This is a genomic window from Nostoc sp. PCC 7524, from assembly GCF_000316645.1.
Taxonomy (GTDB): domain Bacteria; phylum Cyanobacteriota; class Cyanobacteriia; order Cyanobacteriales; family Nostocaceae; genus Trichormus.
This window is the reverse complement of record NC_019684.1, coordinates 4,136,124-4,152,894: the sequence shown is the minus strand read 5'-3', so window position 1 is coordinate 4,152,894 and position 16,771 is coordinate 4,136,124. Positions and strand designations below refer to the sequence as shown.

General features: G+C 42.0%; 10 protein-coding genes. 8 read left to right on the top strand and 2 right to left on the bottom strand.

Features of this window, described 5'->3' with window-relative positions; all coding sequences use genetic code 11:
* Positions 1-64: 64 nt before the first annotated feature.
* From NOS7524_RS16475 to NOS7524_RS16460, 4 genes are all read left to right on the top strand, one after another.
* Complete coding sequence (locus tag NOS7524_RS16475; protein ID WP_015139617.1) at positions 65-1,435, top strand: cytochrome P450; 1,371 nt, start codon at positions 65-67, stop codon at positions 1,433-1,435.
* Positions 1,436-1,763: 328 nt separating this feature from the next.
* Positions 1,764-2,813, top strand: a complete 1,050-nt coding sequence (locus NOS7524_RS16470) for a tyrosine-type recombinase/integrase (protein WP_235622358.1) — start codon at positions 1,764-1,766, stop codon at positions 2,811-2,813.
* A complete protein-coding gene (locus NOS7524_RS16465) occupies positions 2,803-4,338 on the top strand; it encodes a tyrosine-type recombinase/integrase (RefSeq protein WP_015139616.1) in 1,536 nt (511 codons plus the stop codon). The genes NOS7524_RS16470 and NOS7524_RS16465 overlap by 11 nt, the downstream gene beginning before the upstream one ends.
* A gap of 33 nt (positions 4,339-4,371) precedes the next feature.
* Positions 4,372-4,812, top strand: a complete 441-nt coding sequence (locus NOS7524_RS16460; protein ID WP_041555059.1) for a hypothetical protein — start codon at positions 4,372-4,374, stop codon at positions 4,810-4,812.
* Positions 4,813-5,691: 879 nt separating this feature from the next.
* On the opposite strand, the gene NOS7524_RS16455 is transcribed toward NOS7524_RS16460, so the two are convergent.
* On the bottom strand, positions 5,692-5,967 hold the full coding sequence (locus NOS7524_RS16455; RefSeq protein ID WP_015139615.1) for a MoaD/ThiS family protein: 276 nt from the start codon (positions 5,965-5,967) through the stop codon (positions 5,692-5,694).
* Between the two features lie 95 nt (positions 5,968-6,062).
* Positions 6,063-7,367, bottom strand: a complete 1,305-nt coding sequence (gene thrC, locus NOS7524_RS16450; RefSeq protein WP_015139614.1) for a threonine synthase — start codon at positions 7,365-7,367, stop codon at positions 6,063-6,065.
* A gap of 811 nt (positions 7,368-8,178) precedes the next feature.
* Here thrC and NOS7524_RS16445 point away from each other — a divergent pair.
* From NOS7524_RS16445 to NOS7524_RS16430, 4 genes are all read left to right on the top strand, one after another.
* Complete coding sequence (locus tag NOS7524_RS16445) at positions 8,179-10,731, top strand: beta strand repeat-containing protein (protein WP_015139613.1); 2,553 nt, start codon at positions 8,179-8,181, stop codon at positions 10,729-10,731.
* Positions 10,732-10,738: 7 nt separating this feature from the next.
* Positions 10,739-11,305, top strand: coding sequence for a DUF11 domain-containing protein (locus NOS7524_RS16440; protein ID WP_041555813.1), 567 nt, complete (start codon positions 10,739-10,741; stop codon positions 11,303-11,305).
* A gap of 150 nt (positions 11,306-11,455) precedes the next feature.
* On the top strand, positions 11,456-12,985 hold the full coding sequence (locus NOS7524_RS16435; protein WP_015139611.1) for a DUF11 domain-containing protein: 1,530 nt from the start codon (positions 11,456-11,458) through the stop codon (positions 12,983-12,985).
* Positions 12,982-16,722 (top strand): hypothetical protein, encoded by a 3,741-nt coding sequence (locus NOS7524_RS16430; protein WP_015139610.1) that lies wholly within the window; start codon positions 12,982-12,984, stop codon positions 16,720-16,722. Before NOS7524_RS16435 ends, NOS7524_RS16430 begins: the two co-directional genes overlap by 4 nt.
* Positions 16,723-16,771: the final 49 nt, after the last annotated feature.

Sequence of the window (16,771 nt, the reverse complement as noted above, 5' to 3'; positions counted from 1 at the left end):
GCCAGCAGTAGCAGAAAAACTTGCCAAAATAAAATTTAGTAGCCCTGAACTCCTACAGGTTTCTATGACAGTAACTCATAACTTACCCGACGGGCCGAGAAAGCATTACTTACTCCGAGTGTTCAAGTTCATTACTCAGCCAGTGGAGTATTTGGAAGATTTTGCCAAGATTTACGGTGATAACTTCACAGTGTGGCGAAAGAATAGAGAAAACCAAATTGTCTATTTCAGCCATCCCCAAGCCTTAGAGCAGATTTTTACATCTGATGCGAAATGTTTTGAGACTGGAGGAGGCAACGGCATTTTAAGATTTTTATTGGGTGATCATTCTGTAATTTTATTGGATGGCGATCGCCATCAGCGTCAACGGCAATTATTAACTCCACCTTTTCATGGTGAAAGAATGCGGGCTTACGGCCAAGCAATTCAGGAAATCACGCAACAAGTCACCGACGAATGGGAGATTGGCAAACCTTTTAATATCCGCGCCTCTATGCAAGAAATCACCTTGCGTGTCATCTTGCGGGTAGTGTTTGGGGTAGATGAGGGGGAAATGTTTCAAAAATTGCGGGAATTGCTGACTTCTGTATTAGACTTTATCAGTTCTCCCCTCATGTCTACCGCTTTCTTCTTTAACTTCATGCAAACAGACTTAGGTGCATGGAGTCCTTGGGGGCGAGTGGTACGTTTGATTCAGCAAATCGACCAATTAATTTATGCTTTGATTGCGGAACGTCGGGCTGAGTCTGGGGAAAATCGCCAAGATATTCTCAGTTTATTAATTTCTGCCCGTTATGACGACGGACAGCCAATGTCAGATGTAGAATTACGTGATGAATTAATGACAATGTTGGTTGCAGGACATGAAACCACTGCTTCTGCATTAACTTGGGCTTTTTATTGGCTTGATCAATTACCAGAAGTCCGCGACAAGTTATTACAAGAACTAGCTACCCTTGGTGTAAACCCAGAACCAAGTAATATTGCTCGTTTGCCTTACTTAACAGCCGTTTGTCAAGAAACCTTAAGAATATACCCCATTGTTATCGGTGGATTTTTAAGAACTGCCACAGCACCAATTGAAATTATGGGCTATCAATTGCCCAAGGGAACATTTGTAGTACCGAGTATTTACTTAGCCCACCATCGCGAAGCGGTATACCCACAGCCTCAACAATTTAAACCAGAACGCTTTTTAGAAAGGCAATTTTCCCCCTATGAGTATTTGCCTTTTGGTGGGGGGAATCGTCGCTGTATAGGTTTAGCCTTTGCTCAGTATGAAATGAAAATTGCATTAGCAACGATTTTATTGCAGTATCAATTATCTCTGGTGAATAAACGTCCCGTGCGTCCTGTGCGTCGTGGTTTAACTTTAGCCGCACCAGCCGGAATGCAAATGATCCCCACACCGCAGCATAATGTTGTACGCACGTAGCCACAGATCTTTACTTAGGTTAGGAATAGGGAGTGGTGAGTGGGGGGAGATGGGGGAGATGGGGAGGCAGAGGATCTGTAGGGTGCGTCAGTGTGAGAAAACCTAACTATACCAAGAAGCTTTAGCTTGAACTGACAGAAGCCTCTCACTTACCGCAATAGTTATCTATAACTCATAAATAATCTTACACAACAACAACAACGATTATTTATGAGTTCTTTTTATTAAGCTATATTAATACTAACTACACCTTTTACACAACGTGTACAATGAGGATATGTTAGTTCAAAAAGGTCAGCTACTGGATTCAAATCGCCCAATATGGATCGTGCTAGATGACGACTACTTACCCATCGAGCCAATCCAAAAATACCTACGTTACTTAGACAGTTTAGAAAAGTCACCCAACACAGTTAGGGTTTACGCCAACAACCTAAAGTTATTCTGGGAGTTTTTACGAGATAAGCAAATTGATTGGAAGGAAATAAATCTAGAGCAGTTATCGGATTTTATTCACTGGCTAAGAAGTCCAGAACCAGGAGTAGTATCCATTCAACCACAAGTGTCTAAACGGTCAGAAAAGACAATTAACCATGCTCTAACGACTGTCTGTGGTTTTTATGAATTTCATGAGCGATTGGGAGCAACTGAAGGGGTTAATGCTTATCGCTATCAGATGCAACCAGGACGAAAATACAAGCCATTTTTACACCACATAAGCAAAGGGAAGGAAGTTAAAACACGATTACTGAAAATTAAAGAACCAAAAACTTTCCCAGGATGTTTAACTTCGGAGCAGGTTAAAGAATTAGTTAATGCTTGTAAAAGAATTAGAGATAAATTTATTATCTGTTTACTTTATGAAACTGGCATGAGAATTGGTGAGTTATTAGGACTAAGACATGAGGATATTCGTTCACAAGGAGTAAATGAAATTCATGTAATACCCAGAACTGACAATATAAATATTAGTCGGGCAAAGGCAGGATTTGAAAGAGTAATTCATGTTTCCAAAGATTTGATGAAACTCTACTCTAATTATCTGATTGAAGAATATCCAGACGATATTGACTGTGATTATGTATTTGTTAACTGTTGGGACGGTGAAATAGGTCAACCGATGGATTATGGTGCTGTGAATGGACTGTTTAAAAGGTTAGCCAAGAAAACAGGTATTCAAGCGACACCTCATTTACTTAGACACACTCATGCTACAGAGTTAATTAGGTCTGGATGGGATATGGCGTATGTCCAAAAGCGATTGGGTCACGCAAACATTCAAACTACTATTAACACTTATGTTCATCTAACAGATGATGACTTACAGAAAGAATATCAAAAATATTTGACAAAGAGAGATGGCTTCAATGAATCATGACTATATTCCACAAACTCAAGAAAAAAAGACTCAACTTCAGGCAGTTAAAAAATCAACTATAAATTGTCCTAAATGTGGCAGCATAGATTATCATAAAGCTGGCATTAATCCAACAGGAAAACAAAAATATCGTTGCAAACAATGTCAACACAAGTTTGTAATAAATCCATCGGCTAGTCATATAAAAATACTAGACGATTATTGGACTGCTTCAGAATTAGGATTACAAGTTAGCCCACACCATAATGATGGAGATAAACTAAATTTTTCCTCTATTCAACAGGAATGGCTAAAACAAGATATTAAAAGATTTATTAGATATATTGCTACGACAACAACTAGCTTTGAAAAGCTACAAAAATATTTGTCTTGTTTCAGGAATTTTTCAAGATTTATATCTCAAAATAAAATAGTAAATCGAATAGAAGATATAACTCGCTCTGTAATTATCGACTACCTAGATTATCTTAATCAAAAACATCTAGCTCCAGCAACTAAAGGTGAACGTATCTCTGCTATAGCTTCTTTATTTGAAACTGGTGTTACTAATAAATGGTTTAATGTAGAACCTTACTTAATTCGTAAAGAGGATTATCCTAGTCGCCCAAAATCATTACCTCGTTATATTCCAGATGAAGTGATTCGTCAATTAAATGAACACCTAGATGCCTTACCTGAGCCAATAACAAGAATGGTGCTGGTTATTCAAGAATGTGGTTTGAGAGTAGGAGAATTATGTCAACTACCTTTAGATTGCCTTAAGCAAGATAGTAAAGGTGGATGGTTTATTCAATTTATGCGTTGGAAGATGAAGTTTGAAACTACCTTGCCTATATCTATAGAGCTTGCCCAGGCTATTAAAGAGCAGCAAGCTTACATTCAAAAACATTTTGGTAAAGACTATAAATATCTTTTCTGCGGTAGAAAAGCATCGCCAGAATTTATTCCTGAACCTAAAGTTATGACCGACCAATCGTTTGCTAATCATTTAAAACACTTGGCAGAGGAATTTAATATTTGCGATAGCACGGGCAAGAGATGGAATTTTCAGACTCATCAGTTTCGCCATACTGTTGGGACAAGAATGATTAATAATGGAGTGCCACAGCATATTGTCCAACGATATTTAGGTCATGATTCACCTCACATGACTATGGTTTATGCTCATATTCATGATGCGACATTAAGAAAAGAAATAGACAAATATCTTGATAATAAAGTAGTCAATATTAATGGCGAAGTTATTGAATCACTTCATCCAGAATTAGACAATGATAGTGGTCTGCAATGGATGAAGAAAAAAGTTTTGGCTGAAACTTTAGCAAATGGATATTGTGGACTACCCGCACAGCTTACCTGTAGTAAGGGCAATGCCTGCCTAACCTGCGGTGATTTTCGTACAACCATTGAGTTTTTAGACCAACATAAGGAACATTTAGAGCGTACTAATAAAGTTCTCGAAGTAGCTAAAACTAATGGTTGGCAACGTCAAATTCAAGTTAATGAAGATGTTAAAAAAATCTAGAAAATATCATCAATACTCTGGAGGGCAACAAGAATGAGCAATGATGAAAATTCAAAGGTTACTTCATTAGATAAGAAAAGGGCTGGACGTTCTGATATCAGTGATCATGTTAAACAGCAACTTGACTTAATTGGAATTAAACTGAATCCAACCTTAACTAAAACAATTAAGTCAGCAGAGGAAGATACTGTTTTAAATGCAATAAAAGCTTTTAAAGAAGCAATGGCTAGTAGCAATATTGAAAAACCAGGTGCATGGCTTAAAAAAGCTATAGAAGAGGGTTGGATCAAGAATGAAGAAATTGGACAACAATCTGAATTGGATGTTTTTAAGGAATGGTACGCATTAGCCTACAAGAAGAAATTAATTCTTGCCAGCCAAAACACCAAAGACGGTATCATTGTTTACACACAGGACGAGCAGTGGATATCTTTCCAAGAGATGTTGGTAAAATATCCACTGTCAACGTTGTAGAAAGTATTCACAATGTTAAATGCTTATACAGTCAACGTTGTGTACATTGTGGTTTAGATAATTTCAGCGGAAGTGATGAGATGAATGGCAGGGCGGTGATAGCGAAGCGGTAGCGAGTCATCGAGCGTCGGAGTCCCACCCCCGACCAATAACGACTATCACTCGTTGAGGGAGTGGGGTGGGCGACGTAGCTTGCTTCCCTGAAAGGGTATCGCCAAACTTTGGACTAAGGTTCTCAACGCTTCAGACATCGGGATATGCAGAGTCTCTGCGAACTCTTTTAAAAGTCCCAATTCCCTGTCGTTAAGTCTTGTTTCAATCCTGTGTTTTCTTGACATAATTACGACAAATCACCGTAACCATGATATACTTAAGTCGTACAGGTTTAATCAAATTAATAGCTAACCGCTACGCCACTTGCTCTACTTGGGGAGACCCCAAGACCGCAGTGGCTCTCCTGTGCGCCGAACCTTGACAACTCAGAGTATGGGGTTCTACCCAGTAACAGACATTTGTTTGTCGCTTCTGTGGGTAGGTAAAACTCTGACAGTACAAAGGATTGAACATTTTTGTACTTGTTCAAGTCTGCGGAGGGGCATCTCGTGGACTCAAAACAAAGCTCATCGCCTCCGTTCGCGTAGCGTCTCCGTCAGGAGAAGCAATAGCTGGATTGGATGAGAAGCCCACACTGTATGCTTGCATCAGTGTGGGAGTATGTCACAGTCTATCACCTGTCACCTGTCACCTGTCCCCTATTGACTAATACACAAAAAGCATGAGTAATATAAACTACTCATGCTCAAAACAGTTGACATCTGTGTCTCTCCTGATTGCGGAGGGAGGAGAGACTAAAAATCATTTGTAGGTAAATATACGTTATCAACCACCCGCTACAGCAGGAACGATACTTACCTCATCACCATCCTTTAAAGGTGTCGCTACTCCATCCAAAAAGCGGATATCTTCGCTGTTGACATACAAATTCAAAAAGCGCCGTGGCTGTCCATTTTCATCACACAAGCGTGCTTTAATGCCAGGAAAGCTTTTTTCTAAAGAGTCTAACAGTTCAGCAATAGAGCTGCCACTTGATTCTAAAGCAGCTTGATTGTTCGTTAAATTTTGCAGAGCAGTAGGTACTAAAACTTTTACAGCCATAGTTAATTAATAGTGATCAGTTGTAAATTGTCGTCAGTGCCAATAGTCATTAGTCCGATACTAACGACTATTGACTATTGACTCATGACTCATGACTAAACAAGAACTTGTTGCCATTCCAAGCGATCTAAAGTCCGAGAACGCTCTAATGCACGTTCAAAGCTATCGAGTTTGGCATCAATTGTCAAAGGTTCGCCAATGTAGCCTTGTACAGCTTCTTGGGTTTTCAAACCGTTGCCAGTGATGTAAACCACAGTAGTTTCATCTGGATCAATCTTGCCAGCTTCTACTAATTTTTTCAGTACAGCAATGGTAGTTCCACCTGCTGTCTCGGTAAAGATACCTTCTGTTTCAGCTAGCAATTTGATGCCTTCGATGATTTCTGCATCGTTGACAGATTCAATATTACCGCCAGTCTTCTTGGCAATCTCTACGGCATAAACTCCATCTGCTGGGTTGCCGATCGCAATTGATTTAGCAATTGTATTCGGTTTAACTGGTTTAATAAAGTCGCGGTCTTCTTTAAATGCTTGAGCGATGGGTGAACAACCTTCTGCTTGTGCGCCACTGAAACGGACTTGCTTACCTTCTACTAAACCAACTTCTACAAATTCTTGGAAGCCTTTGTAAATCTTGGTGAATAGTGAACCAGAAGCCAAAGGTGCAACTACATGATCAGGTAGTTCCCAACCTAGTTGTTCTGCTACTTCAAAGCCTAATGTCTTAGAACCTTCAGAATAGTAGGGACGTAAATTAATATTGACAAAACCCCAACCATGTGTATTAGCAACTTCCGAGCAGAGGCGATTTACTTGGTCGTAGTTACCTTTCACAGCCATGAGGGTAGGACTGTAAATCAAGCTACCCAAGACTTTGCCAGCTTCTAAATCTGAGGGGATGAATACACAACAGTCTAAACCGGCATGAGCTGCGATCGCGGCGGTGGAGTTAGCCAAGTTTCCGGTGCTAGCGCAAGAAACTGTAGTGAAACCCAACTCTCTAGCGCGGGAAAGAGCAACTGACACCACCCGATCCTTAAAGCTCAGGGTGGGCATATTTACCGCATCATTCTTTATATATAGTTTGTTTAAACCCAGGCGACGGGCGAGACGATGGGAACGCACCAAGGGAGTCATCCCTGTTCCCACATCAATTACATTGTCAGTGGCGACAGGCAAAAAGGAACGATAACGCCAAATGGAATTCGGCCCAGCTTGAATTTTTTCACGGGTGACAGACAAACGCAAAGCATTGTAGTCATACTTCACTTCCAAAGGCCCAAAGCATAATTCACATACATGACTAGCTTTGAGTTCATATTCCGCGCCACATTCTTTACATTTCAATGCACTGAAAGCGGCGTTGCTGGCTTTGGTAGGTGTGGATACTGCCTGAGTCATAGTAACTATCTTTCCCTGTTTGTCTGTCAACTGTTGGCTGAATAGTATCACGAGTAAAAATACCAGTCAAACATACCCGACAATTTTTATCGGGTTTACCTAAAGTATTGAAAATACTGGAGTTATGAACGTTTCTATGCTCTAATTCAAAATTCCCAATTTAAAATCAATTTTTGAAAATAGGAGAAATTGATACCAATCCTGAAATTGCTTGGAGAAGGAGTTGACTAAAACAGGGTGTAGGGTGCAGGGTGTGGGGGAAGAAGAGAAAACTATATTATTTTTACACCCTGCCCCGAAACCACCTTCGAGTCAAAGCCCCCACTGATTTCCCCTACACCCTACCCCCCATACCCCACACCCTTCTTTTTGACCATCTACTATCGGAATACACTAAATCACACTCATTTTTTTAGTACAAAAAATTACGGCTTAAATGTATAGGCACTTAAGTAATTCTGCTAAACAAAAAATTAATCAAATTTTTTAATACCAGTATTTAAACTGATTTTATATAAGAACTTTGTGATTTAAGGTTCTATTGTTGAGCGATCGCTATGTGCCAAATCATCAACTCTATATCAGTAAATCAAACTGCATAACCCAGAAACTGCTAACAGCTAACCCAGTAAAGCAAATGTTTATTCAAAGCTGGGTTTTATATTTCTTGGTAATTTTTATTGCTTTGAAACTAATTAATTAGCAGAAAAACATATGAAACATACAGCACATCTAGGAATTTAGTAAAATCAGCAAATTTTTCATTGATTTTGCTCAAAACCAAGCTGCATCTACCAAGTAACTACATCCCATGAAATCCTATCAACAAATGAATAAGTCCAGGAAATCTAGGCTTTACGGTGCTTTAGTCACAACAGCACTCCTAGCAAGCGGGTTTTTCCAATTTGTCTCCCCTGCATTAGCTCAAACTACTCCAACTGCCGCAGGTACAGATATCAACAACCAAGCAACAGCCACCTACGAAGATCCGAATAATCCCAATGTGCCAATCAATAGCACTTCCAACACGGTAACTGTCACCGTAGCAGAAGTAGCTGGTATTTCCGTTGTTGCAGGAACACCTTCAGATAGTAATGGCGGAACTATTCAAGCAGGCGATCTCATATACTATCCCTTCACTATCACCAACATAGGTAACGACCCCACACGGTTCCAACTTCCCACCCAAGCTGGTATTACAGGCCCAGGCACAGTAGGTACATTACAATACAGCACTGATGGGAATACATGGATAGATATTCCTCTGGGTGGCTTTACTACACCGTCCATACCAGTCAATGGAAACATACAAGTACGAGTCCCAGTCACAGTAAATTCAGGTGTTACACCTGGTCAAACAATTAACGTGACTTTAGGGGAAACTACACCTCCTGAAACTAATGTTAACTCTCCACGCACTGGGTCAATTAATGATGCTAGAGATGTTTACACTGTAGACAATCCAGATGGCACGCCTGGAGGAGAAGTTACAGGTTCACCAGCTAACGGTGTAGTAGAAGGTAGTGCAGCAGCCTCTATAACTATTGCTCCGAAGTATTATTCTTTGGCTACCATCCTGAAAAATCGCGGCACCTATAACAATAACGGTACGCCAAGCGATCTCACAGGCGATACTATTGATTACAGCTTGAGTTTGCAGGTTAGGTCTACTGATAACACAGGGCAGAATATTACTCCCTCAGCTTTAGCAGGTTCGGTTATACCTGGTCTTACCGGCACAAATATTTTAGTTTCTGATGCGATTCCTTTTGGGACAGAATTAGCAGTAGCGCCAACAGCACCCAGTGGTTGGACTGTAGTTTATTCTACGACTCCTGTAGCCACACCTGCTAACGCTGCTACCTGGATAACCACAGCCCCAGCTTTGTCTTCAGTCACTCGTGTTGGTTTTATTAAACCTACTACAGATGGCGATACATCTACTTACCTGCCTGCTGCTGATGCACAGTTAACCCAATTCTCCGTTCGGGTAGCAGTGAGAACAGGACAGACTGCACCTCTAACTATAGCCAATATCGCTCAAGTATTTGGTAAAACACCCGAAACAAACGCACCTGTACTGGATGAGTCAGGTGATCCAAATCCCAGTAACTTTGATGGGCCTACAGGTAACATGACACCCCCACCAACAACAGATACTAACGGGGATGGTGTACCAGATCAGTTACCGCCTACTGTGCCTGATGGTTATATCACTGACCCAAAAACCGATCCAACTGACCTCAACACAACCGGAACAGATACTAACAATAATAACGGTGGTGATGCTAACAATCCTGGTGCCAACCCTGGTGGTGAAGCTAACGTCTTTACAATCAGCTTTGCCGCAGTTCTCAATGGTCCAGATGGGTTTCCGGCGGCGGTTGGTCCAACTGACAACAATGACGACTTTACCAATAAATCTTCCAATGTTCCGGCCAATACTACTCCAGGGACACTAATTGATCCAAATGTAGTGAATTTCACTAACACCGTTAGAAATGATAGTTCTCAACCAGAAAATATCTCTTTAATACCTACACCACCAGCTAATGTAGGTAATTTGCCTAACGGTACATTTGTGACTATATCTGCTAACAATGGTGCTACAACTGCTACTTATACATACAATAACGGAGCTTTTACATTCACTAATGGTAATGGTGTTGTAGGAGGAAACCCAGTTGGTGCTAATAACCCAGTACGAATTGATAATGTAGCAGCGAATGGTACAGCTAACTATACTGTGGATGTTGACGTACCTGCTGGCACACCACTTTCAACCGATCCTGGTTTTGAACGTGGTTTCCCTGTACCCATCACCGCTTTCATTGACACCAATGCTAATGGTTTGGCTGATGATGCAGCGTTTAACATTTCCATTAACCGAGTATACACTGGCTACTTGCAACTGCTCAAGCAGTCACGGATTTTACAAGGAACAGGTCCAGCAGTTCAAGGTGCAGATGGTACTTTAAGTACAGTTCCGAAGACACCAGCACCTGGAAATATTATTGAGTACGTAATTCAATACAGAAATATTTCTGAACCAGATGTGGGTACAAATAATGTGATTTTAAGGGCTGGTAGTGTGGTAATTACTGAAGATGGCACAGTATTACCAAATAACTGGGCAAGAGATAATGATAGCAATGGTGCAATTGATACCAGCCACGTTCTTGGCTCGGTTCAAGGTGCAGGAACAATTCAATACTTCAGTGGCGACCCTGCTACCAATCTTCTGGGTGGTGAACAAAGTGGTACTACTGCGGCTAATGATGTCACTAGGTATATTCATACCCTGACTAACCCTGTTACACCTGGTCAGACAGGAACATTTATCTTCCAACGTAAGGTGAACTAGCATGAAGATGAAATATTTATTGATTGCCGGGATAGGAACAAGTCTACTGCTAGCTACAGACTCTTTTACCACTCATGTCTCAGGGGTAGCCAGTTGGTTGCAATCTAACAGTGCAGTTGCACAAAGTCCGCAGAAGCAACAAGCTTTACAGTTGCGCCTAGAAGCAGAAAAGCAGGTTTTGACTAAAGATCAGCAAGGTAAGCAAAAAGTTACATGGCAAGCTTTGAAAGGGCAAGCGGTAGTTAATCCAGGGGATGTATTACGTTATACATTGAGTGGAGAAAATAAGAGCGATCGCACCCTCAAAAATGTCACGCTCAATCAACCCATCCCCAAAGGTATGGTGTATGTACTGAAGTCTGCCAATATCAACAATCAAGCTGCCAAAATCACCTACAGCATCGACGGTGGACGTAGTTTTGTCGCCAATCCCACAATTACAGTCACCTTTCCTGGTGGCAAAGTCGAAACTAAACCAGCACCAGCAACTGCTTACACTCATATCCGATTGCAACTTCCTGCACTAGCCGCCAAAAGCATTGTCACAGCAACTTATCAAACTCAAGTGCGTTAGTTGATGACTTTTGTACTGGTTTTGGGAAAAGTGTACTCAATAGTCAGCCGTTGTTTATCTGTTTATTGGATGACATCGGTTGACTGGTCATAATTTTTACTTTAAATGAATGCCTTGATTAGCAAAGGCATTTCAGAGGAGATAAGTTCAGTGATCCGTCTTCGTCAACGAAAAAAAGTCACTCATGGCAATAACTGGTATCAACAGTTAACAGCAACTATTCTCCTGGGTAGCTGGTTGCAGACTATGGTGCCTACCCCGGCAACTGCTCAAGAAACCCGTGTGGTTAATCTCACCAATCAAGCTACTTATACTTATATAGATACTGCTAGCAATAATCGATATCAAGGCATTACCAGCCAGCTAAATTTAAATCCTGGCCCATTAGTTGACCCATTAGGGCGGATTTTAGGTTGTGCAGGCGCACTTTTACCAGACTATACAGGCTTTTCTGTGGGTGTATATGAACCTAACCCTAATGATCCAACGGGGACAGAATTAGGACAATTGGTTTCTTTAACCCCTACAGAAGTTCCAGATATTCCTAATAATAATATTCCTGGTGGTAAAGCTCCAAATAGTGAGAATGTTAATCCCTATTTCATTACTAATAATCCGCCTGGTGTTTATAATTTTCTACTTGATCCGAATAGAGGTCAAACCGATCCAGGTAGAACTTATATTTTAGTAGTCAATCCTCCGGCTAATTCTGTTTATCAGCAACGACGCATCAAAATTGAAATTCTCAACCGCACAGGTACAGCTAATAATAGTGTTGTCCGTTACATTGCTACCTCTTTAGATGGTCAACCAATTAGTCTCTCTGGCGAGACTAGAGTAGAAGACACAGTTGTTTTAGTTCCCAATGCAGAAATAGTGGGACTGGACTTATTAGCTTTTGAATTTACCACTAATATGTGTCAAGCCAATCAGATGCAGATCATCAAGACAGGCGATCGCGCTGCGGCTGAACCAGGAGATACTGTCATCTATCGCCTATCACTCAGAAATCTCTCTGATGCGGCTCTCAATAATATAGTTGTCACCGATAATTTACCTTTAGGATTTAACTTTATACCTCAATCTGTACGTGGTGAAATTGATGGTCAGTCAGTCGCCATCACATCTACACGCAACGGTAGCACAGTCACCTTCCGCACAGATGTGAATATTCCCGTTGGGCAAGTGCTAAATATTGCCTACGCTGCACAATTAACCACTGACTCCTTGCGTGGTACTGGTCGTAATAGTGCCATTGTCAATGCCCTACGTGCTGACAACCGTTTTAGTATCAAAGATGGCCCAGCCACCCATCAACTTAGGATTCACCCAGGTATAGTTTCCGATTGCGGCACAATCATCGGGCGGGTGTTTATTGATAAAAACTTTGATGGAGAACAACAACCCGGAGAACCAGGAATTCCTAATGCAGTAGTTTTCCTACAAGACGGCAACCGTATTACTACAGACCCCAATGGTTTATTCTCCCTAGGGAATGTCTTACCTGGAAGTCACACAGGAGTATTAGACCTTAGCAGTGTTCCCGGTTACAAACTAGCGCCCAACAAGAAATTCCGCGATCGCAATAGCCAATCGCGCCTAGTGCGTCTAGAACCTGGGGGCTTAGTCCGCATGAATTTTGCAGTCACTCCCATCTCCGAGGAGGCAGTTAAGCCATGAAACCTGTAACTAATTTTAATTTGAGGTTGATGGGAGTAATGGCTGGGGCTGTTAGCTGTGTTTTGTATCCAGCTATAGTTCATGCTGAAACTAATAATCACTCCGACTTAGAAAACCCCTCTCCCCAGATAACACAAGAACCTTCAACTATTCCCCCTTCCATAGTAGAGAAGGAGGGGGTTAGGGGGTTAGGTCAAACAACCGAATTAACCATACAGTCAAGCAATCAAGAAGCACCTACACCCCAAGACGAAAATTTTCAGCTTTCGCCAAATGCCATCCCACCATTTCAGCCATCGACTGATATTGAAGTACCCAAAGGTTTAAGCAGACTCACAGAACCAGCCCCAACTACGCCTACAGAAATTGCACCCTTTAAACCAGCAACAGATACACCCTTACCCAATCGCTTACATAAGCTAATCACAACAGAGCCAGAACCAGAAAATTATTCCCAATCCCCAATCCCCAATCCCCAATCCCCAATCCCCAGTTCCCAATCCCCAAAAATCCTCACCCCCACTCCTGACAGCGTTGCAGATATCCCCGCCACTCAGATAACGGTGCAGTTTCCCGTTGGTAATCAACTAGAACTACGAGTCAATGGGGAATTAGTAGACTCTTCTTTACTGGGACGCACAGCCACCGATGCGGATACTGATTTAGTAACGCAGACATGGTACGGAGTTCCATTAAAAGACGGTGACAATAATATCTCTGCACAAATTGTAGGCAGTTCAGAACCACCTGTAACAGTGCGGGTAGTGGTACGAGGAACAGCCAGCAAATTAACTGTAGAAACCGTTGAATCTCGTATACCTGCTGATGGACGTTCTACCGCCACCATCAAAGGACAATTCCTAGACGCAAATGGCAATCGTTCTTATCAAGATGCTGTAGTTACTATCATTCCAACGGCGGGAGAGTTAGTAGGAACTGACTTCAAACCCGAACAACCGGGATTTCAGGTAGAAGCTAAAGCAGGGGAATTTACAGCTACCTTACGTTCTGATCTGAAAGCCCAAACCGTAAGGATTCGGGCAGTAGCAAATGATTTAGAAGCCTTTACTCAACTACAATTTGAAACTGCCCTGCGTCCTAGCCTAGTGACTGGGGTGATTGATTTGCGTTTAGGCGCGAGAGGGACGAATTATTACGGCAGTTTTCGTGATTTTCTCCGCCCCGATAGAGATAGACGCACCCAATTAGATTTTCACTCAGCTATCTTTGCTACGGGTTCTTTTGGCGAATGGTTATTTACAGGTGCGTATAACAGTTCTCGCAGCCTCAACGAAGATTGCAACTGTGATAATCGTCTATTTAGGAGTTATCAATTTAGTGAACAAAACTATCCCGTCTATGGCGATAGTTCCAGAGTTGATGTTGTTGCACCTTCAATTGATAGCGTCTATCTGCGCTTTGAACGTTCCACTCGCATCCCTGGAGTTGCACCTGATTACGCGATGTGGGGTGATTACAACACAGAAGAATTTGCCCGTGCTTCTCAGCAGTTTACAGCCGTTACTCGCCAACTCCACGGTTTTAAAGCTAACTACAACTTAGGAAATCTGCAAATTACAGGCTTCTACGGTAATAATTTAGACGCTTTTCAAAGAGATACCATTGCACCTGATGGTACTAGCGGCTATTATTTCCTGTCGCGGCGGTTAGTAGTTCCTGGTAGTGAAAATGTCTTCATTGAGTTAGAAGAATTAAATCGTCCTGGTACAGTGCTGGAACGTCAGCAGTTAAATCGGGGGCCAGACTACGAAATTGATTACGATCGCGGTACTCTTTTATTTCGAGAACCAATTCTGCGTACAGATATTGATGCCACAGGACAAATCCTCGTCCGACGGATTATTGTTAGCTATCAGTACGACTCTCAAGACTCTAATAGCAACATCTATGCAGGTCGTTTGCAATACCACTTTTCCCGCACCCTCAATCAAGAAAGTTGGTTAGGGGCTACCTACATCCGGGAAAACCAGGGGGTACGAAGCTTTGAACTTTACGGCGCAGATGCCATGATTTCCCTTGGTTCTCAAGGTAAATTAACGGCAGAATATGCCCATTCCAGCAATGATTCGGACGTTATCGGAAACGTCAGTGGCGAAGCTTACCGTTTAGAAGCCCAAGGGGAGATTTTTAGAGGCTTACAAGGTCGTGCTTATTATCGTTATGCAGATACGGGTTTTGCGAATAACGCTACTATTAGCTTTGTTCCTGGTCAGACTCGCTATGGTGGACAGTTAACAGGAAAAGTTTCTACAACTACAAATATTCGGGTGCAGTACGACCATGAAGATAATTTTGGCATTGCACCCCAACCTCTAGATACATTTGAAGAATTATTTTCCCCACGAACGCAAGCCATACCCGGTAGTCAAGTAGATAATTCCCTCACCACCATTGCGGCGGGGATTCAACAACGTTTTGGGAAAGCCACCATAGATGTAGATTGGATTCACCGCGATCGCCAAGACCGAATTGCGACTAACTCCTTAAATAGTACATCTGAGCAATTACGGAGTCGTTTCACCTATCCCCTTACTAATAACCTGACTTTCCAAGCCCAAAATGAACTCACATTATCTTCCCAGAAAGATACTGTCTATCCAGACCGCACCATACTGGGTTTAAATTGGGCGGTTGTTCCTGGTGTTAACATTAGTCTCGCCCAACAGTTTTACAGTAGTGGTCAGTTAGCTGGCAACTCCATCACCAGTTTAAATATCAACGGCGAACATAAACTGGGTATAGATACCACCTTAACGGCGCGTTACTCAATTATCGGTGGGGCTAACGAACTGACTACCCAAGGTGCGATCGGTCTCAATAACCGTTGGATGATTGCACCAGGATTGCGGCTGAATCTAGCTTACGAACGTGTCTTTGGTAACTTCTTCAACCGCACCGCCGCAGGTCAACAATTTCCCCAACCATTTGCACCTGGACAAAGCGCCTCAGCCATCGGTTTTAATGGCGGCGATAGTTACAGTATCGGCTTAGAATACTCTGATCATCCTGAATTTCAAGCCAGCGCCCGTTATGAACACCGCACTTCTTCCGGTGGTTCTAACACCGTGATTTCCGCCGCAGCCGTAGGTAAAATTTCGCCTGCATTGACTGCATTAGTGCGCTATCAACAAGCCAATTCTGCTAATCAAAAGCTGTCGGGACTGGGTGACACAGTGAACTTGAAGTTAGGTTTAGCTTACCGTGATCCTAACAACGATAAATTTAACGCCTTATTGCGTTATGAATATCGCCAAAACCCCGCAGCTATTCCTGACACCATATTTTTAGGTAGCGGTACGGGTTCTCAAGACCATACCTTTGCTGTCGAGGCTATTTATGCACCGAATTGGCAATGGGAATTTTATGGTAAATATGCGTTGCGTAATAGCACTTCTTACTTAGCTAGTGATTTAGCAGGTACAAGTAGCGTAAATCTCGGACAATTACGTGCTACTTATCGCTTGGGATATAGCTGGGATTTGGTGGGTGAGGCGCGTGTCATAGGTCAAGCTAACTATACTGAGACAGGCTTTGTGGTGGAAGCTGGTTATTATTTAAGTCCTAATCTGCGTCTAGCAGCTGGTTATGTGTTTGGTAAGGTCGATGACCGAGATTTTTCTGGTACGCGATCGGCGGGGGGGGTGTATTTGGGTTTGACGCTTAAGCTTAATGAATTATTTGATGGGTTTGGATTACAAAAACCTGTAGCGCGTTAACAATGAATCAATTCAAAATTCAAAATAAAAATAATTCTATGACTTTATG